General features: G+C 64.3%; 24 protein-coding genes. 15 read left to right on the top strand and 9 right to left on the bottom strand.

What is annotated here, in order from left to right; translation table 11 throughout:
* Positions 1–46: 46 nt before the first annotated feature.
* The gene (locus tag AC1DYC_RS19365; protein ID WP_477409070.1) at positions 47–964 is read left to right on the top strand and encodes a peptidylprolyl isomerase; all 918 of its coding nucleotides are present in this window, start codon (positions 47–49) and stop codon (positions 962–964) included.
* A gap of 75 nt (positions 965–1,039) precedes the next feature.
* Here AC1DYC_RS19365 and AC1DYC_RS19360 read toward each other — a convergent pair whose 3' ends face one another.
* The 3 genes from AC1DYC_RS19360 to AC1DYC_RS19350 all read right to left on the bottom strand — a co-directional run bounded on the left by AC1DYC_RS19360 (position 1,040) and on the right by AC1DYC_RS19350 (position 3,855).
* On the bottom strand, positions 1,040–1,984 hold the full coding sequence (locus AC1DYC_RS19360) for a glycosyltransferase (protein WP_477409068.1): 945 nt from the start codon (positions 1,982–1,984) through the stop codon (positions 1,040–1,042).
* A 25-nt stretch (positions 1,985–2,009) separates the two neighbouring features.
* Positions 2,010–2,594, bottom strand: a complete 585-nt coding sequence (locus tag AC1DYC_RS19355) for a TetR/AcrR family transcriptional regulator (RefSeq protein ID WP_477305757.1) — start codon at positions 2,592–2,594, stop codon at positions 2,010–2,012.
* A gap of 112 nt (positions 2,595–2,706) precedes the next feature.
* Positions 2,707–3,855 carry a caspase family protein gene (locus AC1DYC_RS19350; RefSeq protein WP_477409066.1) on the bottom strand — a complete coding sequence of 383 codons (1,149 nt, stop codon included), beginning with the start codon at positions 3,853–3,855 and terminating at the stop codon, positions 2,707–2,709.
* Here AC1DYC_RS19350 and AC1DYC_RS19345 point away from each other — a divergent pair.
* The 6 genes from AC1DYC_RS19345 (at position 3,842) to AC1DYC_RS19320 (ending at position 7,259) form a co-directional block, all read left to right on the top strand.
* Positions 3,842–4,159 carry a hypothetical protein gene (locus AC1DYC_RS19345; RefSeq protein WP_477409064.1) on the top strand — a complete coding sequence of 106 codons (318 nt, stop codon included), beginning with the start codon at positions 3,842–3,844 and terminating at the stop codon, positions 4,157–4,159. The genes AC1DYC_RS19350 and AC1DYC_RS19345 overlap by 14 nt on opposite strands.
* On the top strand, positions 4,101–5,342 hold the full coding sequence (argJ, locus tag AC1DYC_RS19340) for a bifunctional glutamate N-acetyltransferase/amino-acid acetyltransferase ArgJ (protein WP_477409062.1): 1,242 nt from the start codon (positions 4,101–4,103) through the stop codon (positions 5,340–5,342). The genes AC1DYC_RS19345 and argJ overlap by 59 nt, the downstream gene beginning before the upstream one ends.
* 29 nt (positions 5,343–5,371) lie before the next feature.
* The gene (locus tag AC1DYC_RS19335) at positions 5,372–6,121 is read left to right on the top strand and encodes a GNAT family N-acetyltransferase (RefSeq protein WP_477409626.1); all 750 of its coding nucleotides are present in this window, start codon (positions 5,372–5,374) and stop codon (positions 6,119–6,121) included.
* Positions 6,118–6,537: an 8-oxo-dGTP diphosphatase MutT gene (mutT, locus tag AC1DYC_RS19330; RefSeq protein WP_192258647.1), complete on the top strand. Its 420-nt coding sequence runs from the start codon at positions 6,118–6,120 to the stop codon at positions 6,535–6,537. Before AC1DYC_RS19335 ends, mutT begins: the two co-directional genes overlap by 4 nt.
* Positions 6,538–6,634: 97 nt before the next feature.
* Complete coding sequence (locus AC1DYC_RS19325) at positions 6,635–6,949, top strand: hypothetical protein (RefSeq protein WP_477409060.1); 315 nt, start codon at positions 6,635–6,637, stop codon at positions 6,947–6,949.
* Positions 6,950–7,076: 127 nt separating this feature from the next.
* Positions 7,077–7,259: a Flp family type IVb pilin gene (locus AC1DYC_RS19320; RefSeq protein ID WP_477309668.1), complete on the top strand. Its 183-nt coding sequence runs from the start codon at positions 7,077–7,079 to the stop codon at positions 7,257–7,259.
* A gap of 12 nt (positions 7,260–7,271) precedes the next feature.
* Here AC1DYC_RS19320 and AC1DYC_RS19315 read toward each other — a convergent pair whose 3' ends face one another.
* Positions 7,272–8,144, bottom strand: a complete 873-nt coding sequence (locus tag AC1DYC_RS19315; RefSeq protein ID WP_477409058.1) for a methyltransferase domain-containing protein — start codon at positions 8,142–8,144, stop codon at positions 7,272–7,274.
* Positions 8,145–8,199: 55 nt separating this feature from the next.
* Between AC1DYC_RS19315 and AC1DYC_RS19310 the strand changes: the two genes are divergently transcribed.
* From AC1DYC_RS19310 to AC1DYC_RS19290, 5 genes are all read left to right on the top strand, one after another.
* Positions 8,200–8,985: a ComF family protein gene (locus tag AC1DYC_RS19310; RefSeq protein ID WP_477409624.1), complete on the top strand. Its 786-nt coding sequence runs from the start codon at positions 8,200–8,202 to the stop codon at positions 8,983–8,985.
* Between the two features lie 28 nt (positions 8,986–9,013).
* Positions 9,014–9,292, top strand: a complete 279-nt coding sequence (gene grxC / locus AC1DYC_RS19305; protein WP_477409056.1) for a glutaredoxin 3 — start codon at positions 9,014–9,016, stop codon at positions 9,290–9,292.
* 2 nt (positions 9,293–9,294) lie between these two features.
* On the top strand, positions 9,295–10,161 hold the full coding sequence (locus tag AC1DYC_RS19300) for a carbon-nitrogen hydrolase family protein (protein WP_477409622.1): 867 nt from the start codon (positions 9,295–9,297) through the stop codon (positions 10,159–10,161).
* Positions 10,158–10,583: a DUF1178 family protein gene (locus AC1DYC_RS19295; RefSeq protein ID WP_477409054.1), complete on the top strand. Its 426-nt coding sequence runs from the start codon at positions 10,158–10,160 to the stop codon at positions 10,581–10,583. Before AC1DYC_RS19300 ends, AC1DYC_RS19295 begins: the two co-directional genes overlap by 4 nt.
* Before the next feature lie 131 nt (positions 10,584–10,714).
* Entirely contained in the window at positions 10,715–11,260 is a 546-nt protein-coding gene (locus tag AC1DYC_RS19290; RefSeq protein ID WP_477409052.1) for a hypothetical protein, read from the top strand.
* Between the two features lie 4 nt (positions 11,261–11,264).
* Here the strand turns inward: AC1DYC_RS19290 and AC1DYC_RS19285 are convergent, their stop codons facing one another.
* Positions 11,265–11,750, bottom strand: a complete 486-nt coding sequence (locus AC1DYC_RS19285; RefSeq protein WP_477409050.1) for a MarR family winged helix-turn-helix transcriptional regulator — start codon at positions 11,748–11,750, stop codon at positions 11,265–11,267.
* A 117-nt stretch (positions 11,751–11,867) separates the two neighbouring features.
* On the opposite strand from AC1DYC_RS19285, the gene AC1DYC_RS19280 reads away from it, so the two are divergent.
* Positions 11,868–12,758, top strand: a complete 891-nt coding sequence (locus AC1DYC_RS19280; RefSeq protein WP_477409048.1) for a DMT family transporter — start codon at positions 11,868–11,870, stop codon at positions 12,756–12,758.
* A gap of 5 nt (positions 12,759–12,763) precedes the next feature.
* Here the strand turns inward: AC1DYC_RS19280 and AC1DYC_RS19275 are convergent, their stop codons facing one another.
* On the bottom strand, positions 12,764–13,105 hold the full coding sequence (locus AC1DYC_RS19275) for an MmcQ/YjbR family DNA-binding protein (protein WP_477409046.1): 342 nt from the start codon (positions 13,103–13,105) through the stop codon (positions 12,764–12,766).
* Positions 13,106–13,125: 20 nt separating this feature from the next.
* Positions 13,126–13,875, bottom strand: coding sequence for a bifunctional 2-polyprenyl-6-hydroxyphenol methylase/3-demethylubiquinol 3-O-methyltransferase UbiG (gene ubiG / locus AC1DYC_RS19270; protein ID WP_477283364.1), 750 nt, complete (start codon positions 13,873–13,875; stop codon positions 13,126–13,128).
* A gap of 373 nt (positions 13,876–14,248) precedes the next feature.
* Here ubiG and AC1DYC_RS19265 point away from each other — a divergent pair, with 373 nt between their 5' ends.
* Positions 14,249–16,477: a diguanylate cyclase gene (locus AC1DYC_RS19265; RefSeq protein ID WP_477409044.1), complete on the top strand. Its 2,229-nt coding sequence runs from the start codon at positions 14,249–14,251 to the stop codon at positions 16,475–16,477.
* On the opposite strand, the gene AC1DYC_RS19260 is transcribed toward AC1DYC_RS19265, so the two are convergent.
* Entirely contained in the window at positions 16,474–16,770 is a 297-nt protein-coding gene (locus AC1DYC_RS19260; RefSeq protein WP_477409042.1) for an antibiotic biosynthesis monooxygenase family protein, read from the bottom strand. The genes AC1DYC_RS19265 and AC1DYC_RS19260 overlap by 4 nt on opposite strands.
* Complete coding sequence (locus AC1DYC_RS19255) at positions 16,767–18,605, bottom strand: CHASE3 domain-containing protein (protein ID WP_477409040.1); 1,839 nt, start codon at positions 18,603–18,605, stop codon at positions 16,767–16,769. The genes AC1DYC_RS19260 and AC1DYC_RS19255 overlap by 4 nt, the downstream gene beginning before the upstream one ends.
* A gap of 247 nt (positions 18,606–18,852) precedes the next feature.
* On the opposite strand from AC1DYC_RS19255, the gene AC1DYC_RS19250 reads away from it, so the two are divergent.
* Positions 18,853–20,106 carry an aspartate kinase gene (locus AC1DYC_RS19250; protein ID WP_477409038.1) on the top strand — a complete coding sequence of 418 codons (1,254 nt, stop codon included), beginning with the start codon at positions 18,853–18,855 and terminating at the stop codon, positions 20,104–20,106.
* Positions 20,107–20,108 lie beyond the last annotated feature (2 nt).

Raw genomic sequence — 20,108 nt, 5'->3', positions numbered from 1 at the left:
CCGGCTGATCTGCAAGCCCGACCAATCCCCCTTGGAGTTAATCTTGATGTCCTTACTGTTTCGCCGTGCGTCGCTCGCCAGCCTTGGCCTGGTCTTCGGCCTGTCGGCTCTTTCGCTGTCGCCTGTCCTGGCCCAGGAAGCCGCTCCCGCCCCGGCCGATGCTGCAGCGCCAGCCGCCGCACCCGTCGACCCCAATGCGGTGATCGCCACCGTCAATGGCGAGAAGCTGACCGAGGCGGACCTTGGGCTTGCCGAGGGTGAACTGTCGCAGCAATTCGCGCAGTTGCCGCCCGAGCAGCGCCGCGCCGCCGCCCTTTCGGCGGCCATCGAGATCCGCGTCATGGCCGCCCAGGCGGTCGCCACCGGGCTCGACAAGGATCCCGAATTCCAGCGCCGCATGGCGTTCCTGCAGCAGCGCGCGCTGCATGGCGAGATGGTCGAGAAGGGCGTCGTCGACAAGGTCACCGACGCCGAGGTGCGCGCCCGCTATGACCAGGAAATCGCCAGCACGCCGCCGGTCAATGAGGTTCATGCCCGTCACATCCTCGTGAAGACCAAGGAAGAGGCCGAGGCGATCATCAAGCAGCTCGACGGCGGCGCCGATTTCCAGAAGCTCGCCAACGAGCACACCAGCGATCCCTCGGGCAAGACCAATGGTGGCGATCTCGGCTGGTTCGGCCCAGGCCAGATGGTGCCGGAATTCGACAAGGCGGCATTCGCGCTCGACGTCGGCAAATACACCAAGGAGCCGGTGCAGTCGCAGTTCGGCTGGCACGTCATCAAGCTCGAGGACAAGCGCGTCAAGCAGCCGCCGGCGTTTGACGACGTCAAGGACCAGGCCAAGCAGGCGGTCATCCGCGACAAGTATTTCGCGCTGGTCAAGCAGCTGCGCGGCGCGGCCAAGGTCGAAATCCCCGACGCCAATCTGAAGAAGGCCGTCGACACGATGGAAGCCGGCAAGTAAGGCGGCACCTCGAAAAGCATGCAAAGGGGCGCCGTTTGGCGCCCTTTTTGTTTTCGAGCCTTGGCTGGCTGAAAGTCAGCGATAGTGGGTGGACGCCTTGAACGCCGCCGGATCGCCGGCGGCCAGGGCGCCGCTGAATTCGGGGATGCGCACCAGAACCATCATCGCCCAGAACAGCGGCCAGTCCGTCCAGCGGCAAAACGCCGTGCCGACGGCCTGTGCGGTCTGGCGGTTTTCCTTGAAGGACGTTTTCACCGCCCGCCAGGCGAGGCCCAGCCTCGAGCGCCGGCCTTTCGTCAGCAAATCCATGCGCGCGTATTGGTAGCCCTTGTTGCGTCTGACATCCCAGATGAAGCCCAGGCCCTCATAGGCGTGGATCGAGACCGCCTCGGTGGCCACTTCCATGGTCACGCCATCCCTCAGCATCGCGTGCTGCCGCAGATGCGAGGAAACGAAGGGCCCATGATCGGCTTCGAAGCGATGGCGCTCGAGAATCGGCCGCCGGTAAAGCGCGCCATTGTTGCTGACATGGATGATCTGGCCGCTGCGGTTGCGGCGTTCGATGAAGCCGCGGTCGAGCAGCGACATCACCCGCATCATCATGGTGTCCTTGTCGTAAGTGGTGCGGCCGGAAATCGCATCGATCGTCGGATTCTTCACGACCGCTTCGTAAAGAATCGCCAGCCATCCGGGCCGCGTCAGGCAATCGGCCTCGACCACGGCGACGAGGTCATGGCGGCAATAGGCAAGCGCTGCGTCTTTCAGTTGCGAGGATTCGTCGCTATCATGCGTCGCGACGATCACCGAAGGGCAGGAAAAGGCCGGTTTTCCAGACAGTTCGGCCTCGATTGCCGATGCGTGGCCATGCGGCAGCATGATGATGATTTCAGCCGGAACGCCGCGCGCATCCTGCGCATAAGCGCGCACTGCCCGGCGCAGTTCGTCATCGCCATCTTGTGTCAGATAGTCGGAAACGATGATCAGGCCGACGGGCAGAACCGGTAAGGCGTTTTCGGTCAAGTCGCCCCCCGGCGGTTGTCGGCGATCAGCCAGAGATGCCCGATATCACATAGCGGACGGTGGCGCGGATTGTAACCTCGTCTTCGTCGAGACGGTTGGTCAAGAGGTGCTTCCAGGCATAGGAAGCCACGAGGTCGGCGACCAGCGCCGCATCGATATCGGCGGCAACCTCGCCTCGCGCCCTGGCGCGCTCGATGATCCGGGCGGTGTGGGACCGACGTCCATCGGCATAGCCAGTCAAGGCCACGGCCGCCGCTTCATCCGACTGCGCTTCGGCGATCAGCGACCGGAACACGCTGCCCGAGGATGTGTCACGCCAGTGCGCGAAGAGGTTTTGGAGGAAACCGACGAGATCGTTTTCGAGATTGCCGGTATCGGGGACGGCGACGCGCTTTTGCCGCTTGTAGACTTCCAGCAACAAGGCCGCCTTGCTCGGCCACCAGCGATAGATCGTGGGCTTGCCGGCGCGTGCACGCCGCGCCACGGCCTCAATGGAGAATCCCGCGTAGCCGGCCTCGACCAGCACTGCCTCCGCGGCCTCGAGAATGGCCTCGGCGCTGTCGGGATTGCGCCGCGCCCCGATCGATCTGCGCGCCGGATCCTCGCCCATGTCTGTCCTCGCCAACACTTTCGCCGGCAATATAGGTGAGCCGGAACTCAAACGAAACGGCCCGTTTCCAGCGACTTGTGGAAGCAGGCCCGTATTCGCCCCTGGGGGGAATTCAGTTCATCGCTTGCGAGGTTTCCGAGGCGATCCGCCATTGGCCGTCGCTTTTGACAAGGCCGAGCGTGACCTTTGCCTTGCCGGTCATACGCGCCACCGATTTGTCCTTCGGCTGATAATCATAGCTCATCGCGAACACGGCTTCGGCGCGGTCCTCGCCCTGCGGCGTCACGTCAAGGCTGCCGGGTTCGAGGCTGAACGACCAGGAGGCAAATTGCGCGAACCAGTCGGTCTTGAGCTTGATGACGGCGTCGCTGTCGTAGCGCGTGCCGAAGATGGTGGCGGAAGGGGCATAGAGCCGCTTGACCGTCTCGCCGATCGCCGCGGCATCGGGCGCCAGATAATCATCGCGCAGGAATTTCTCGATCGCGGTCTTGTCGTCGCCGACGGACCGTTCGAGTGCCGCGACCTTTGTCTCGGGTGCCGGAGCGACCGGGGGCTTCTGTGCGACCGTTTCGCCGCCGGGCACGAATTCAAACCGTTCGAGCAGCGAACCCTGTTCCCAGGGGCGCTGCCCCTCGCGGGTTTCGGAAACCACGTCGCGGCGCACCGCGATCATCATGTCGTTGATGCTCTGGCCGGGTTCGGCCATGTGCCGCAGCAATGCGGCGGCAAACGGTGAATTGCGCCCGGTTCCGTCCATGGCGACAGCGCCCGGCGCGGTCGAGAAGGCGATGAAGGAGCCGCGCGTCGAATCGAATTGCGCCAGGCCGGCAAGCGCCGTCGCCGAGCGCGTGGTGGCGGTGCGGCTCAGGCTGCGGGCAAAGGGATTGTTGCGGCAGGCATCGAGGAACACCAGGCTGACCTTGGTCTGCTGTTCCATGATGTCGAGGACTTCGTCGATCGGCACGGCTTCGAGCTGCAGCTTGACCGGCATGTCGAGCCGGGCGTCGACCGGGACGATGTAGTTGCGCCCTTCGACCTGCAGGCCATGGCCGGCATAATAGAACAGGCCGACGCCGGCGCCTTGCAGCGCATCGGAAAATTCGCCGATCTTGCGCTCGAGCTCACGCTTGCCAAGATCGTTGCCCTCGATGACGTCGAAGCCGATCGAGCGCAGCTTGCCGGCAATGTCGAGGGCATCGTTGACCGGATTGGCGAGCGTGCCGGCCTCGGCATAGGTGCCGTTGCCGATGACCAGCGCCACGCGCCGTTCCGGCTGCGCATCGGCGCTCAGGAGCAAAAGCCCCATAAACGCCACCGCCAAGATCACCAGCCTGCCCATGGCCGATATCATAACGCCAGAGGCCCCAGTGACGCCAACGGATTTGAAATGCAAGCTTAATCCAAGCTGGCTTGCCGGTGCCGGCGGCCAAGAAAACGCCCTTGCGCCGGGCCGTGGTATCAGGCAAACCGGCCTTCCCCAGCGTTTTCCGTCGCCCGAGGTCCCCAATGTCCGCAACGATTTCGCCGCTCGCGCCGAAGAAATATCCCAAAATGCCTGCCATTGAGGGCGTGCGCATCGCCACCGCCGAGGCCGGGATCAAATACAAGAACCGCACCGATTTGCTGGCCATGGTCTTTGACGCCGGAACCGCTGTTGCCGGTGTCTTCACGAAATCGAAATGCCCCTCGGCGCCGGTCGATTTCTGCCGGCAGAACCTTGGCGCCGGCAAGGCGCGGGTGCTGGTCGTCAACTCGGGCAACGCCAACGCCTTCACCGGCAAGAAGGGCCGCGCCTCTACCCAGCTGACCGGCGAAGCGGCGGCCAAGGCCGCGGGCTGCACGCCAGGCGAAGTGTTCCTCGCCTCCACCGGCGTCATCGGCGAGCCGCTCGACACCACCAAATTCAGCCATCTGCTCTCCGGTCTGGTCAAGGACGGCAAGCCCGATCTGTGGACCGAAGCGGCCAAGGCCATCATGACCACCGACACCTATCCGAAAGTGGCGACCGCGACGGTCAAGCTCGGCGACGCCGACGTCGTCATCAACGGCATTTCCAAGGGCGCCGGCATGATCGCGCCCGACATGGCGACGATGCTGTCCTTCATCGCCACCGACGCGCCGATCGCCGCCCCCGTGCTGCAGGATTTGTTGTCGCGCGGCACCGCCAAGACCTTCAACGCGGTCACCGTCGACAGCGACACCTCGACCAGCGACACGCTGCTGTTGTTCGCCACCGGCGCTGCGGCCAAGCGCGGCGCGCCGGTCATCAGCGATCCCAAGGATGCGCGCCTCGGCGCCTTCCGCCGCGCACTTGGCAAGGTGCTGAAGTCGCTGGCGCTGCAAGTGGTGCGCGACGGCGAGGGCGCCCGCAAGCAGGTCGAAGTCACCGTCACCGGGGCGAAATCTGCGCGCTCGGCCAAGCGCATCGCGCTGTCGATCGCCAATTCGCCGCTGGTCAAGACGGCGGTCGCCGGCGAGGACGCCAATTGGGGCCGCGTCGTCATGGCCGTCGGCAAGGCCGGCGAACCGGCCGATCGCGACCTTCTGTCGATCTGGTTCGGCGACAACCGGCTGGCGCATGAAGGCGAGCGCGACCCCAACTACTCCGAGGAAGCGACCTCGGCCTATATGAAGCGCGACGATATCCGCATCCGCGCCGATATCGGCATCGGCCGCGGCAAGGCGACGGTGTGGACCTGCGACCTCACCAAGGAATATGTCGCCATCAATGGCGATTACCGGAGCTGATGGAATTGGCTTCCAGGCATCCGGCAAGCATGCTCGCCATCGTTCGCCGCTACGAGGCTGCGGGTTTTCGCGCCTGGCCGGCGGCGGCCGTCCACTATGACGGCACCTGGGTGGTGCGGCTGACGGCCGGCCATCCGGCCAAGCGGCTGAACTCGGTCAACCCGCTCGATCCCGGCGATACCCAGCACATCGCCGAGCGCATCGGCCGCGCCAGCCGGCGCTTCGATGCCTATGGCAGGCCGCTGACCTTCCGCATCTCGCCGCTGTCGGGGCCGGACCTGGCCAGGCATCTCGACAATGAGAGCTGGAGCACATTCGACGAATCGCTGGTGATGCGGCTGCCGCTGGCGGACGCGCAACTGGCGCCGGCGATGGACCAGATTCCGCTGAAGGATATCAGCCGCTTTCTTGGTGCGTCGCTCAAGGTCAGCGGCTCGGATCCATCGCTTCGGCCGGGGCTTTCGGAAATCATAGGCGCCATTCAACCCGAGGTCGGGCTGTTTGCGCTCGAAGAGGGGGCCGAGCCGCTGGCTGTGCTGATCTGCGTCCATGACGGCGATCTTGCCGGCCTGTTCGAGGTCGCCACCGACAAATCGGCGCGCAACAAGGGCCATGGCCGCAACCTGATCCTGTCGGCGCTGAAATGGGCCAGGCTGCGCGGGGCGCGTGAAGCCTGGCTGCAGGTCGAGGCCGGCAATGCGCCGGCGCTGGCGCTCTATCGCTCGCTCGGCTTCGAGGAGGTCTATCGCTACCACTACCGCCGGCCGCCAGGCGCATGAGCGAGATTGCCAAAGGTAAACGCCTGCTCCTGGTCGCCGCCTGCGCGCTGGTCGATGCCGATGGCCGCGTGCTTCTGGCGCAGCGACCCGAGGGCAAACAGCTTGCCGGCCTGTGGGAGTTTCCGGGCGGCAAGGTCGAGCCCGGCGAGACGCCGGAACAGTGCCTGATCCGCGAACTGCAGGAGGAGATCGGCATCGAGACCGACATACCCTGCCTGGCGCCGCTCACCTTCGCCAGCCATTCCTACGATGACTTCCATCTCCTGATGCCGCTCTTCGTCTGCCGCCGCTTTCGCGGCATCGCGCAGCCGAAAGAGGGGCAGGCGTTGAAATGGGTGCGACCAAAGCAGATGCGCGACTATCCGATGCCGCCTGCCGATGCGCCGCTGATCCAGTTCCTCATAGACCTGTTGTGAGCAGAAGCCATTTCGCGGCCTGATTTAGCCAGCGTTAATGGAAGATTTATCTCGTCGTGAAAAATTGCGGCAAAGCGGATTCGCCGGGAGCGATTGCATGAGCCTCGACAAGGAGTGGGATTCGATCCGGCCGGATCGCAGCTTTCGCGCCGCCAATGCCGGCATGAGCATATTGCGCATCACGCTGCTGTTCGGCTCGGCGGCGGTGGCGCTGGCCCTGATTGCGGTCCCCATCCTCGACAAACAGACGCGATCGACCAGCCGCGATGCTGTTGCAAACGGCCTGGACACGATGAGCACCGGTTCGATCGGCTCGCGCGCCACCTATACGCTGCGCAGAAGCGTGCTGCAGCCCTCCCCCAGTTCCGTCTGCATCATCCGCGCCGACGGCCGGCGCAGCGGTGATTGCTGACGAAGAAGGTGAACAAAAGCTTATTGATTTCCTTAACGCGGGCCCCGTTTCATCGCCTGTTAAGCTTATGCCGTTAACCTTTCTTAACAGGTCGGCGGTATGGTCGTGGCAAGAGGGATCGACGATCATGAAGACATTGTTGCAGCGTTTCTTGGAAGACGAAACAGGCGCCACGGCCATTGAATATGGCCTGATTGTCGCCGTGCTGTCGCTTGCCATCGTCGGCGGCGTCGGCAAAGTCGGCAATGCGATCCAGTTTCTGTTCAGCGACACCAACAGCAAGCTTGCCAACGCCTTCGCCGAGCACTGATCCGGAGCTAAGTCACCGCCCGCCGGGATTTTCCAGTATCGTCTTCAGCGAGACCTTCGCCGAGCCCGGTTTCAAGGGCTTTTGCTGCGAGGCATCGGGTGCCCAGCCCGACATCCAGACAACAGAGAAACTTGCCCTGATCCGACCGTCGGCGTCCGAAAAGCGTTCGGCATAGATTTCGGCGGCACGGGCAAACAGCTTCCGCGCACCCGGCCGCCGGCTGCGATCGGTCAGCGCGCTGGTTTCGCCCATCGCCCTGAGATCGGCGATGAGGTTGAAAAGGGTGTCGTAGCGCACGGTAACCGTTTCGACGTCGGCCACCGGCAGCGCCAGGCCGGCGCGCTGCAGAAGTGCGCCGGCGTCGCGGACATCGGTGAAGGGGATGACACGCGGGCTGGCGCCGCCATAGAGCTCGGTCTCGGCGGCGAGCAGGCTTTCGCGCAGTTCTGAAAGCGTGCCGGCGCCGGCGAAGGCGCCAAGGAAAAGCCCGTCGGGCCGCAGCGCGCGGCGGATCTGCACCAGCATGCCGGGAATGTCGTTCATCGCCTGCAAAGACAGCAGCGAGACGGCGAGATCCAGGCTTTCCGGCGGAAACGGCACGGTCTCCAGCGGTGCCAGCAGCCCTGGCTGTCCGTCCAGAAACGCTGCGTCTGCCTCGACGCGCACGATCTCCGCTGCCTTGCCGCTCGCAGCAACCACATCCGTTGCGGCCGGCGTCTGGCAAAACAGCACGGCGGCCTTGCCGAACCGGCGTTCGACCGCGCCGAGCCGGTCGGCTAGGTCTTCCGCTGCCCGCCGCATCAGAAAATCGGCGCCAGCCACGGGATGGCCCAACGCCCGGCGCTTGTGTGCCAGCCAGAGCTCTGTATCGATGATGGGCTGCAAGGCAAACATCCCTGTCTGTCCGCCTTGTGATATCGTGGCGCGGACGACAAACCACGTGGCCGATCCGGTGATGGAGATCAAGAGCCTGGCTCAAACGATGTTGGACTGGCCGGCACGGGTGCTGTTCCCGCCGGTCTGCGCCGGCTGCCGCAGGCATGTCTCGCAGCCCGGCGTTTTATGCGGCGCCTGCTGGCCCAAACTCAGGCTCCTGGAGCGGCCGTGGTGCGCGGTGATGGGCACGCCGTTCACCCACGACATGGGCGAGGGGTTCCTGTCGGCCGAAGCGATCGCCGATCCGCCGCCTTTCGAGCGGGCGCGGGCGGCCGTGGCCTATTCGGGTGTCGCCCGCCAGATGGTGCAAGGGTTGAAATACCAGGACCGCACCGATCTCGCGCCATGGATGGCGCGCTGGATGCTGCGCGCCGGGGCCGAACTGATCGCGGACGCTGATGTCGTCGTGCCGGTGCCGCTGCACTGGCGGCGCTTTTTCAGGCGCCAGTTCAACCAGTCGGCGGAACTGGCAAGGGCTGTTTCGCAGCTCAGTGGGTTGCGTTTCTCGCCCTCGGCGATCCGGCGCGTCAAACTCACGCGCCAGCAGGTCGGGCTGGAGCGGCAGGAGCGCGAGGACAATGTGCGCGCCGCCTTCCGTGTGCCGACGGAAGCGGAAATCGAGATCGGCGGCCGCCGCGTGCTTCTGGTCGACGACGTCTACACCACCGGCGCCACCGTGCGCTCGGTCGCCAAAGCATTGAAAAAGGGCGGCGCCGCAGCGGTCGACGTGCTGACCTTCGCGCGGGTTCTGCCGGGGGACTTTCGGGCCGACGAGTCCGCGACTATATAAGATCAGGGAAAGACAGGATTGCAGGCCAATGCTCGATGTGACGATCTACACCCGCATGATGTGCGGCTATTGCGCGGCGGCCAAGCGGCTGCTCGATCGCAAGGGCGTTGCCTACACCGAGCATGACGCTTCCTTCTCGCCGGAATTGCGCCAGGAAATGATTTCGCGGGCGCACGGGCGAACCACCTTTCCGCAGATTTTCATCGGCGACACGCATGTCGGCGGTTCCGACGAACTCCACGAACTGGAGGCGCGGGGGCAGCTGGACAGGCTGCTTGCCAACGGCTCGACGGCACAGAGGGCATGACGATGGGTGTTTTCAAGGCGGCGGCGATCCAGATGCGTTCAGGCGAAAGCCTTGAGCGCAATGCGGTCGATCTGGAACGGCTGGTGCGCGAGGCGGCAAGCCTGGGTGCTACCTACATCCAGACCCCGGAAATGACCGGCGCGCTGATCCGCGACAAGGAAGCCAGGGCTGCCTCCTTCACCTCGGAAGACAAGGACATCATCGTTTCGACCGCGCGCAAGCTCGCCAGCGAACTCGGCGTCTTCCTGCATATCGGCTCGACCGCCATCCTGCGTGCCGACGGCAAGCTCGCCAACCGAGCGCTGCTGTTTGGGCCGGACGGCGCCACGCTTGCCACCTACGACAAGATCCACATGTTCGACGTCGACCTCGACAATGGCGAGAGCTGGCGCGAATCCGCCGCCTATGAACCGGGCACCGAGGCCGTCGTCACCGAGATCGATGGCGCCAGGCTTGGCTTTGCCGTTTGCTACGATCTGCGCTTTCCGCAGCTGTTCCGCGCCGAGGCGCTGGCCGGCGCCGATCTTTTGTCGGTGCCCGCCGCCTTCACCCGCCAGACCGGCGAGGCCCATTGGCACGTGCTGCTGCGGGCCCGCGCCATCGAGAACGGCGCTTATGTGGTTGCCGCTGCCCAAGGTGGTGTGCACGAGGACGGCCGAGAAACCTATGGCCATTCGCTGATCGTTGACCCGTGGGGTCGCATCATCGCCGAGGCGGCGCATGCCGAGCCTGGTGTAATCGTCGCCGAGATTGATACCGCGCAGTCGTCGGCGGCGCGCAAAAAGATCCCCAATCTCAAGAACGCGCGCGATTTTGCCGTCTATGCCGGCACGGCCGAGGTGCCGCGGCTCAGAGGTGCAGCTTCGTGATCCGTTTTGCCCTGATCTGCGAGCATGAGCACGAGTTCGAGGGCTGGTTTCGCAGCAATGACGATTTCGACACGCAGAAGAAGCGTGGCTTCGTCGATTGCCCGACCTGCGGTTCGCACAAGGTGCAAAAGGCGCTGATGGCGCCGGCGGTCTCCACCGCCCGCAAGCAGGAAACGATTGCGCTGGCCATGGGCGAAGCGCAGAAGCAGGCTTTGGCGCAGCTGAAGGCGATGGCCGAGAAGGTGCGTGAGAATGCCGACTATGTCGGCGACAAATTCGCCGAGGAGGCGCGCAAGATCCATTTCGGTGAAACCGATCCGCGCGGCATATATGGCGAGGCGACGCTGGACGAAGCCAAGAGCCTCGCCGAAGACGGCGTCGAGTTCATGCCGATCCCGAGCTTTCCGGAGGACCGGAACTGAATTCCAAGGGAGCTTCGCGTGACCTGAAGGCAGCAGAGCCGCAACGCGCAATTAGGGGTGTCATCGATCGCCTGGCCCGCCGCGTTCTCGTCAAGCTCAGCGCTCACCACACGGTCGACGGGTTGGTGATTGTGAGCGACAAGGGCGCTGACAAGATCGTTGAGGCGCTCGGCCTTATCAGGGATTTCGACCCGGTACGCTACAAGCATATGCTGCGCGACGTCAGGCAGATTCTCGTCACGACGCTTCCATCTTCGGTTGCTCAATGGGCAGTTGCATCACAGGCCTGTGAACTGGACGAACGCTATCTTGTCCACGAAGACACGACATCCAAGCGCGTTGCATCGTCTATCGTTCATGAAGCCACGCATGCCCGCCTGATGCGATGCAGCATCGGCTATGAAGAGGCATTACGAGATCGGGTCGAGCAAGTTTGCCTGCGCCGGGAGATCGCCTTCGCCGCCAGATTGCCGACCGGACGAGGCCGGCTTGAGGACGTCGAGGCGACACTTGCCGCCATGCCCGATCTCTCGGACGAAGCGATGGCCGAACGTTACCTCGACGGTGTACGGGATGCTCTTCTCTACAACAACTTGCCCAGATGGTTTGTCGGTCTCGTCATGTCCTACGGGCGCTGGCAACACCGACGCCGTTTTGCGCGGCGGCGGGCAGGCTGACCGGCTAGACGCTACTGCCGATCAGCTTTGCAAGCAGGCCAGCTAGCGTGTCGCGTTCGGCAACGGTCAGGCCGGCGAGGATTTCGTGTTCGTTGGCAACGTGGGCGGTCAGGGCCGCATCGATCAAGGCCAGACCGTTTTCCGTGAGTTGCACGACAATGCCGCGCCGGTCGTTGGGATGCGGGCCGCGCAGGATGAGGCCCGCCTTTTCCAGCCGGTCGAGCCGGTTGGTCATAGCGCCCGACGTCACCATAGTCGCCTCGTAGAGAGCGGTCGGCGTGAGCGCATAAGGCTGGCCGGAACGCCGCAGCGTTGCCAGGACGTCGAATTCGCCGGCCTGCAATCCGAAACGGGCAAATAGCGGTGCGAGGCGCTCGCGGGCGACCAGCGACGAGGCTTCATTCAGCCGCCCAAGCACCAGCATCGGCGAAACGTCCAGGTCCGGGCGCTCCCGTTTCCATTGCTCGACCGCCTTTGCCGCGCGATCCATTTGTCTTACCATTAAATATCTTTATGTTAAGAATCTTTGTGCTATGTTACCTCAAGATACAAGACCGGCGCAGCGCCGCAAGTGCCAATTTCGCAAGTGAGTGGACGAGACTATCCGATGAAATTTCTCTGGGAATCGGCGCTTGGCCTTCTGGTCGTCACCGGTGGCCTGCTCGGCCTGACGCTGCCGTTCGGCAAGCTGGCCACCGCGGCCGGCGTCCCGGCGATGGTCTGGGCCTTCGTCATCTCGTTCGGCGCCGGCAGCGTCCTGTTGTGTGCTTTGCTCGCCAGCGGCCAGCGCATGCGGCTCACCCAGCACCGGCTGCGCTATTTCTTCATCACGGCCGCCGTGTCCTATGCCGCGCCCAATTTGTTGATGTTTTCGGCCATCCCGCATCTCGGCGCCGGTTACACCGGCATCATGTTCACGCTGTCGCCGGTCGTTACGCTGGTGTTTTCGATCCTGCTTGGCGTGCGCCGGCCCAACATGCTCGGCATCATCGGCATCGCCGTCGGCTTCATCGGCGCGGTCATGGTGGCGGTGACGCGCGGCGAGGCCGGCCAGCCGGCTGATTTCTTCTGGGTGCTGGTCGGGCTCCTGATTCCGGTCAGCCTTGCTGCCGGCAACATCTATCGCACCGTCGACTGGCCCGAAGGCACCGGTCCGATCGAACTTGCCGTCGGCAGCCACCTGGCCTCGGCAACGCTGCTGCTGATCGGCATTCTCGTGCTGTTCGGCGTCGGCGCCTTCGCCCCGCTCGCCAGCGTGCCGCTGGTCGTCGTTGCGCAGGTTGCGTCAGCTTCGGCGATGTTCGCCTTCTTCTTCCGGCTGCAGGCGGTCGGCGGACCGGTCTATCTCAGCCAGATCGGCTATGTGGCGGCGGCCGTCGGGCTGTTTGCCGGCACGATCTTTCTAGGCGAGCACTATCAGCTGCTGACCTGGGCCGGAGCGGTCATCGTCACCATCGGCGTGATCATCACCACCAAGGCGCAAAGCCAGAAAGCGTAAGCGGGCTACATCTGGCTTGCGTCGAACCGTTTGAGCAGGGCGGGCGGGGCGACATTTCGCCATGCCGTTCGAATTGCGCTGCGAAACGTCTGTTCGTCGCAGGCTTCAAGCATGATCGACGTCCAGCCCTTTTGACCCCAACCGCCGGGCACCGGCTTGAAAACCGATGGTTCAGCCGCGGCCATCATCTCCTGCTGGTCGCGGTCGAGCTTGACGACGGCACGGTCGGCTTCGGGCAGCGACACGAAGATACGGTTGCGGACGCGGAAGTCAGCCTTGCGGAAATGCGATTTCTCGACCGTTTCGGGAAGATCGAGCGCCAGCTTTCGGGCCCTCAGAGTGTCCACGGTCGCCAACGCTTCTTCGTTCAGACCGATCCCTTTTCCGCCAGCACCATGTAGTTCACGTCCATGTCCTTGGAGCGCTGCCAGCGGTCCGCGAGCGGGTGGTAGATGACGCCGGTGCGGTCGATGACCGTCATGGCGGCGCTGCCCAGCGCCTTTTCCAGCTCTTCGGGCCGCACCAGCTTGCCGAACTGGTGGGTGCCGCGCGGCAGCCAGCGCAGCACATATTCAGCGCCGATGATGGCCAGACCGAGCGCTTTCAGCGTTCGGTTGATGGTGGCCACGAACATAATGCCGCCGGGCTTCACCATCTCTGCGCACTTGCCGATGAACAGGTCGATGTCGGCGACATGCTCGACCACTTCCATGTTGAGGATGACGTCGAATTTCTCGCCGGAATCGGCAAGGTCTTCCGCGGTCGTTGCGCGGTAATCGACCGTCACGCCGCCTTCGGCCGCGTGCAGCTTCGCCACCTCAATGTTGGTTGCCGATGCGTCGGCACCGACCACTTCGGCGCCCAGCCTGGCCATCGGCTCGCACAACAGCCCGCCGCCGCAGCCTATATCCAGGAAGCGCAGGCCTTCGAACGGCCGCGCCGCGCGCGGATCACGGCCGAAGCGCGCCGCCACCTGGTCCCTGATATAGGCCAGCCGGACCGGGTTGAACTTGTGCAGCGGGCGGAATTTGCCGTTCGGGTTCCACCATTCGGCGGCAAGGGCTGAGAAGCGTTCGACTTCTCCGGCGTCGATCGTCGATCGGCGGGGCTCTGGCATGGGGCGGGTCTCCTAGAGCATGACCCCGAAAATCGGCTTCGATTTTTTCGGAAAGGATCATACGCAAAATCAAAGTGCTACAGCGTCCGTTGCGCGTCCGAAAGGACGCGCGGCGCTGTAGAGCGCTAGGAAGTCGGGTGCCGGGGCAAGAAAGTCAAGACGGGTTTTTGCGGCTCCTGCCAGAACCGGCCGGCGATGACGCCGCGTCGGCCGGTGTTGTCGGCCGCGACCTGTCAGCGCTTGGCCACCTGATCGCCCACTGGTGCAGCGAGGTTGCTCGCCTCTTAACATCAAATTTACGAGCCTAGAGGTTTTCCAGCGCGCGATCGGGATTTGGCATGTACATTGCTCGTCCGATCATCGAGATGACTTGGTGCGAATCAAGACCCAGATCATTGCGACACTACTGAGCGCTGCGGCCCTGATTGGCCTGGTGGGCGGCATAGCGATATTCTCCCAGATGTCGCTGACCAGATCCCACGCGCTGGCCGAGGCGACAAGCGCGGGGCGGCAACTGGCGGAAGCCATAGCCTTCAAAGCTTCCGATGCGCGGCCGGTGTTCGAGAGGCCCGAGGCGCTACGCGAGTTCGTGACCTCGCAGCACGGCCGTTCGAAACGCGATCTCGTCGTCGTCGATCGCGGCAAGGTCATCCTGGCCGACGTCCCCGGTGAGGAACAGAATGTCGGAACCGTGTTCGAGCACGATCGCGGCAACGAAGTCGCCCGCACGCTCGACGATGGCGAGCCGCGCGACTTCGTCGAAGACAGCGGCGACGTGTCCGAGCCGATCAACCTGGTCGTTGTTCCGATCGAGGACACCCCCGGTAAGGTCGTCGGCGCCGTGCTGTACGAATACACGCCGCTGCTGCGCGCCGTCCAACACCGGACCAACGACATGCTGTGGCTTGTCGGCCTTTCCACTGTCGCAGCCATGCTGGTTGCCGCGCTCTCCGCTTTCCTGTTGCTCAGCCGTTTCAGCGCCGGCCTTTCCGGCCTCAACCGCGGCATCGAAGCGCTGGCACGTGGCGACGCCGGCTCTCGTATCGGCGGCACGTCCAGGGACGAGTTCGGCCAGTTGGCGCAAGGCTTCGACAGCATGGCGTCGCAGCTCGAATCCTCGCGCCTGCAGCTCGTCGACCAGAAGGCTTACATCGAGGATATCGTGCGCACGGTCGCCGAGGGCATCGCCGTCCTCGACGGCGAGGGGCGGATCGTGTCGGTCAATCCGGCGGCCGCCGACATTGCGGGGCGGCACGCCAGCAAGATCGAGGGGCAGGACTGGCGCTCGGTGCTGGAGATGCGGGGACTGTCGGGAGACAGGCTGACGCCGGGAGCATCCCCGGTCGAACTGGCGCTGGCCACGGGTCGCCGACACCAGAGCGAGGTGCGGCTGGTGAAGCCGGACGGATCGCAGCTGCCAGTGGTCGCGAGCTGCAACCCGCTCAATCGCGCCGATGGCGGCATCGTGCTGACGCTCAGCGACATCAGCGAATTGCGCAGCGCCGAGCGGGCGGTGAACGATCGCGCCGAGGAGTTGGCGACGCTCAACCACGAATTGAAGCAGACGTCGCAAGCCACGACCCGCCTGGTCAAGCTTGGAGAATTGCTGCAGGCCTGCGTTACCTTCCATGAGGCGTTTTCGGTCGTCGGCTCGGCCATGCCTGACTTCTTCGACGGCCTGAGCGGAACCGTCCACCTGACCAGCGCCTCGCGCAACCTGGTCGAGGAAATGGCGCATTGGGGCGATGTGCGGTCAAGCGTCGGGCAATTTGCCCCGGAAGACTGCTGGGCGCTGCGCCGCGGCCAGGAGCATGTCGCGGGTCCCGGCATGCTGACGCCGCGCTGCAACCATATCACCGAAAATGGCGGTCGCGGCTATGTCTGCATGCCGCTGGCGGCGCAGGGCGAAACGCTTGGCATCCTGCATCTGTGCGAACCCGATGCCGCCGAGAGGCCGCAATGGCTCTCGGAGCGGCAACAGGTGCTGCGCGGCGTCGTCGACACGCTGGCGTTGGCGCTCGCCAATCTGCGCCTGCGCGAAACGTTGCGGCAACAGTCCATCCGCGATCCGAACACAGGGCTCTACAACCGTCGCTATCTCGAGGAGACAAGCAGCCGCGAGTTGAGGCGCCTGCAGCGTTCCGGGCAGCCGATGGCGGTAATCATGCTCGACGTCGATCATTTCAAGCAATTCAACGACACGTTCGGCCATGAAGCGGGCGACCTCGTGCTCAAGCAGGTCGCCGCCGCGCTGCTCGACCACGCCAGGGATAGCGATGTGGTATCTCGCTATGGCGGCGAGGAATTCGCGCTGATGCTTCCAGGGACGTCGCTCGCCGATGCCGCCGAGCACGCCGAGGCACTGCGCAAGGCGATCAAGCAGCTGCATCTGGCGCATCGCGGCCGCACGCTCGGCACCATCACGGCCTCATTCGGCGTGTCCGCCTTCCCGGAACTCGGCGCGTCATGGGTCGAGATCGTCAACGCCGCGGATCGTTCGCTCTATCAGGCAAAGGCGGACGGCCGCGACCGTGTCGTTGCCGGACTGGGCAAGGCCGATCCCGACTGGGAACTGTCTACGGCCAACCAGAGCGTGGGTTAGCTCGACAGGGCGACCTCGGCATGTCGCATGTCGACGCTGGCGGGATCGATGGCCCGCATCGCCTCGCAATCGCCTATCTCGGCCATGATCCGTCCTGCGGCAGCGAGAGCCTGCTCGCGGTTGCGCCAGAGCACAACATCGACCCAGCCGCCATCATCCCGCCGGGCCAGGCAGCGGCTGACGAAACCCGGTTGCCGTGCCAGCCAGTCGCTGACCAGGCTGTTGCCGGCGGCGAAGCCCACTTCGGTCCCCGGCTTAAGGCGAAAATTGACGATTTCCAGGATCTCGGTCATTTCGCGCCCAGCACGTCGCGCAGTTTTGCCGCCAGTTGCTCGATGGTGAAGGGTTTGGCCAGGAAATGCACGTCATGGTCGAGCACGCCATTGTGGACCACGGCGTTCTTGGTGAAGCCGGTGGTGAAGATCACCTTCAGCTGCGGCAGGCGCGCGAGCGCCTCCTCGGCGAGCTTGCGGCCGTTCATCACCGGCATGACGATGTCGGTGAACAGAAGCACGACACCTGGATTGTCCGCCAGTTTCTGCAGCGCTTCGTGGCCGCTGCCGGCATGGATGACGGTGTAGCCGAGTTCGCGCAATGCGTCGGTCGTCGAGGCGCGCACGCGGGCGTCGTCCTCGACAACAAGGACCGTCTCGGTGACCGCTGCGGGATTGTCGTCTCGGCCAGTGGGCAGGACAGGCTCCTCCGCACCGAAGAAACGCGGCAGATAGATCTTGATCGTCGTGCCTTCGCCGGGTTCGGAGTAGATCTTGACGTGACCGCCCGACTGCTTGACGAAGCCGAACACCTGGCTCAGCCCCAGGCCGGTGCCCTTGTTGACCGGCTTGGTGGTGAAGAACGGCTCGAAGGCCTTCTCCATGACGTCCGCCGACATGCCGGCGCCTGTGTCGCTGACCGCGATCATCACATACTGGCCGGCTTTGACCTCCGCATGGGTAACGGCGTAGCTGTCGTCGAGATGGCTGTTGGCGGTCTCGATGGTCAGCTTGCCATTGTCGTCCATGGCGTCTCGGGCATTGACCGCGAGATTGAGGATGGCGTTCTCGATCTGGCTCGGATCGGCATGGGTTTTCCACAGGCCGCCCGCGAGCACGGTTTCGATGCGGACGGTTTCCCCGAGCGCTCGCCGCAACAGGTCCGACATCCCGGTAACCAGACGATTGGTGTCGACCACTTGCGGCGCCAGCGGCTGCTGGCGCGAGAAGGCAAGCAGCCGCGATGTCAGATTGGCGGCGCGCATCGCCGCGTCGGCTGCCGCCTCGATGAATTTCGCGATGTCTTGCTCGCCGCGCGCGAGCTTGCGCTGGGCGAGGTTCATGGCGCTGATGATCACCGCCAGCATGTTGTTGAAATCGTGGGCGATACCGCCGGTCAGCTGGCCGACCGCTTCCATCTTCTGCATCTGGCGGATCTGCGATTCGGCCGTTTCGCGCGTCCGGATCTCGTTGCCGAGCTCGATGTTCTTGCGCATCAGCTCTTCCTGGGCGACAGCGACCTCGCGAAAACGGCGGCGCGACAGGCGTATCGTGTAGGCGCCAAGCAGGAAGATTGCGAGCAGGGCTGCGAATGAGCCGATGCGCAGCCAGCTTTCGACCCGGTCGGTATGGTCGTCGCGGGCCGCGATGGCCGCGCCGCCGATGCGCCGGATGGTGTCCATGCTGGCCCTGATCTGGTCCATTGCGGCCTTGCCCTGGCCGCCGCGAACCAGTTCCAGCGCTTTCGCCGCATCGCCGCGATCGTAAAGCGCAATCGTCTGCGCCAGTTCGGCCTGCTTCAGCGAAAGCGCGTCCTTGATGCGATTGATCTGCTGGACGAGTTCGTCGTCCGGTGCGGTCATGCTGTCGATGCGGGCAAGCTGGCCCGGAATGGCTTCGATCGCCTGCCGATAGGGCTGGAGGTAGGATTTGTCGCCGGTCAGGAGATAGCCGCGCTGGCTGGTTTCGGCGTCCTGCGCCAGCGACAGCAGGCCGGACAGGGATTCCTGGTATTCGATGGCTTGGCGCGCCGCTTCGCGATTGGCCCTCTGGCCCTCGACCAGCACGGCGCGCGTGCCGACGATCAACGCCAGCACGGCAAAGCCGATGAACAGCGGCAGCGATTGCCATCTCATGGCACGCCGAAGACGAGCAATCATTTGATATGCCGGACCAAAAGCAGTTCCCCGCGGGCAGCATTTGGTAAGCGGCGGCGGGGCGGAACGCAATATGCCGTCGTCCTGAAGCCGGCAATCCGTGGCCAGCCTTGCGAAACGGCGATCATTTGGCTAAGGAGGCCGCGCATTCAGCGACCGGCTTCTGTCGGACGCTTTCTTCCCCTTTCGGCCTCGGGCCGGCTTCAGTCAAAGGCATTTCGCTTCCATGGCGCGCATCGTGATGAAATTCGGCGGGACCTCCGTCGCCGACATCGCCCGCATCCGCAACGTGGCGCGTCACGTCAAACGTGAGGTCGATGCCGGCCATGAAGTGGCCGTGGTGGTGTCGGCCATGGCCGGCAAGACCAACGAACTGGTCGGTTGGACGCGCGAAGCCTCGCCGATGCATGACGCGCGCGAATATGACGCCGTCGTCGCCTCGGGCGAACAGGTCACCGCCGGCCTTCTGGCGATCACGCTGCAGAATATGGGCGTGCATGCCCGCTCCTGGCAGGGCTGGCAGATCCCGATCAAGACCGACAATGCGCATGGCGCGGCGCGCATCCTCGACATCGACGGCGCGTTTTTGATCAAGCGTTTCGGTGAGGGCCAGGTGGCGGTCGTCGCCGGTTTCCAGGGCATCGGCCCGGACAACCGCATCGCCACGCTCGGCCGCGGCGGCTCCGACACCAGTGCCGTGGCCATCGCAGCCGCAGTCAAGGCCGACCGCTGCGACATCTACACCGATGTCGACGGGGTCTATACGACCGATCCGCGCATCGAGCCGAAGGCCCGCCGGCTGGCCAAGATTTCGTTCGAGGAAATGCTCGAAATGGCCTCGCTGGGCGCCAAGGTGCTGCAGGTGCGCTCGGTCGAGCTTGCCATGGTGCACAGGGTGCGTACTTTCGTGCGGTCGTCCTTCGACGATCCCGATGCGCCCGGAATGGGGGATTTGCTCAATCCGCCGGGAACGCTCATTTGCGACGAGGAAGAGATCGTGGAACAGCAGGTCGTCACCGGAATTGCCTACGCCAAGGACGAGGCGCAGATCTCACTGCGCCGTGTCGGTGACCGCCCGGGCGTTGCCGCCGGCATCTTCGGGCCGCTGGCCGAGGCCAACATCAATGTCGACATGATCGTCCAGAACATCTCCGAGGACGGCAAGTTCACCGACATGACCTTTACCGTTCCGTCGGGCGACGTCGACAAGGCGCTGGCCGTGCTCGAGCGCCTGAAGGCTTCGATCGGCTATGACGTCGTGCAGTCCGAAGCCGGCATGTCGAAGGTCTCGGTCATCGGCATCGGCATGCGCAGCCATGCGGGTGTCGCCGCCACGGCCTTCAAGGCGCTGGCCGACAAGGCCATCAACATCCGGGCCATCACCACCTCCGAGATCAAGATTTCGATACTGATCGACGGTCCCTACACCGAACTGGCGGTTCGCACTTTGCATTCCGTCTACGGTCTGGATAAGCAGTAGCG

The organism is Mesorhizobium sp. P2_E7 (assembly GCF_056403855.1).
Note: the sequence above shows the minus strand (reverse complement) of the source record. Positions and strands in the feature narration are given on the sequence as shown.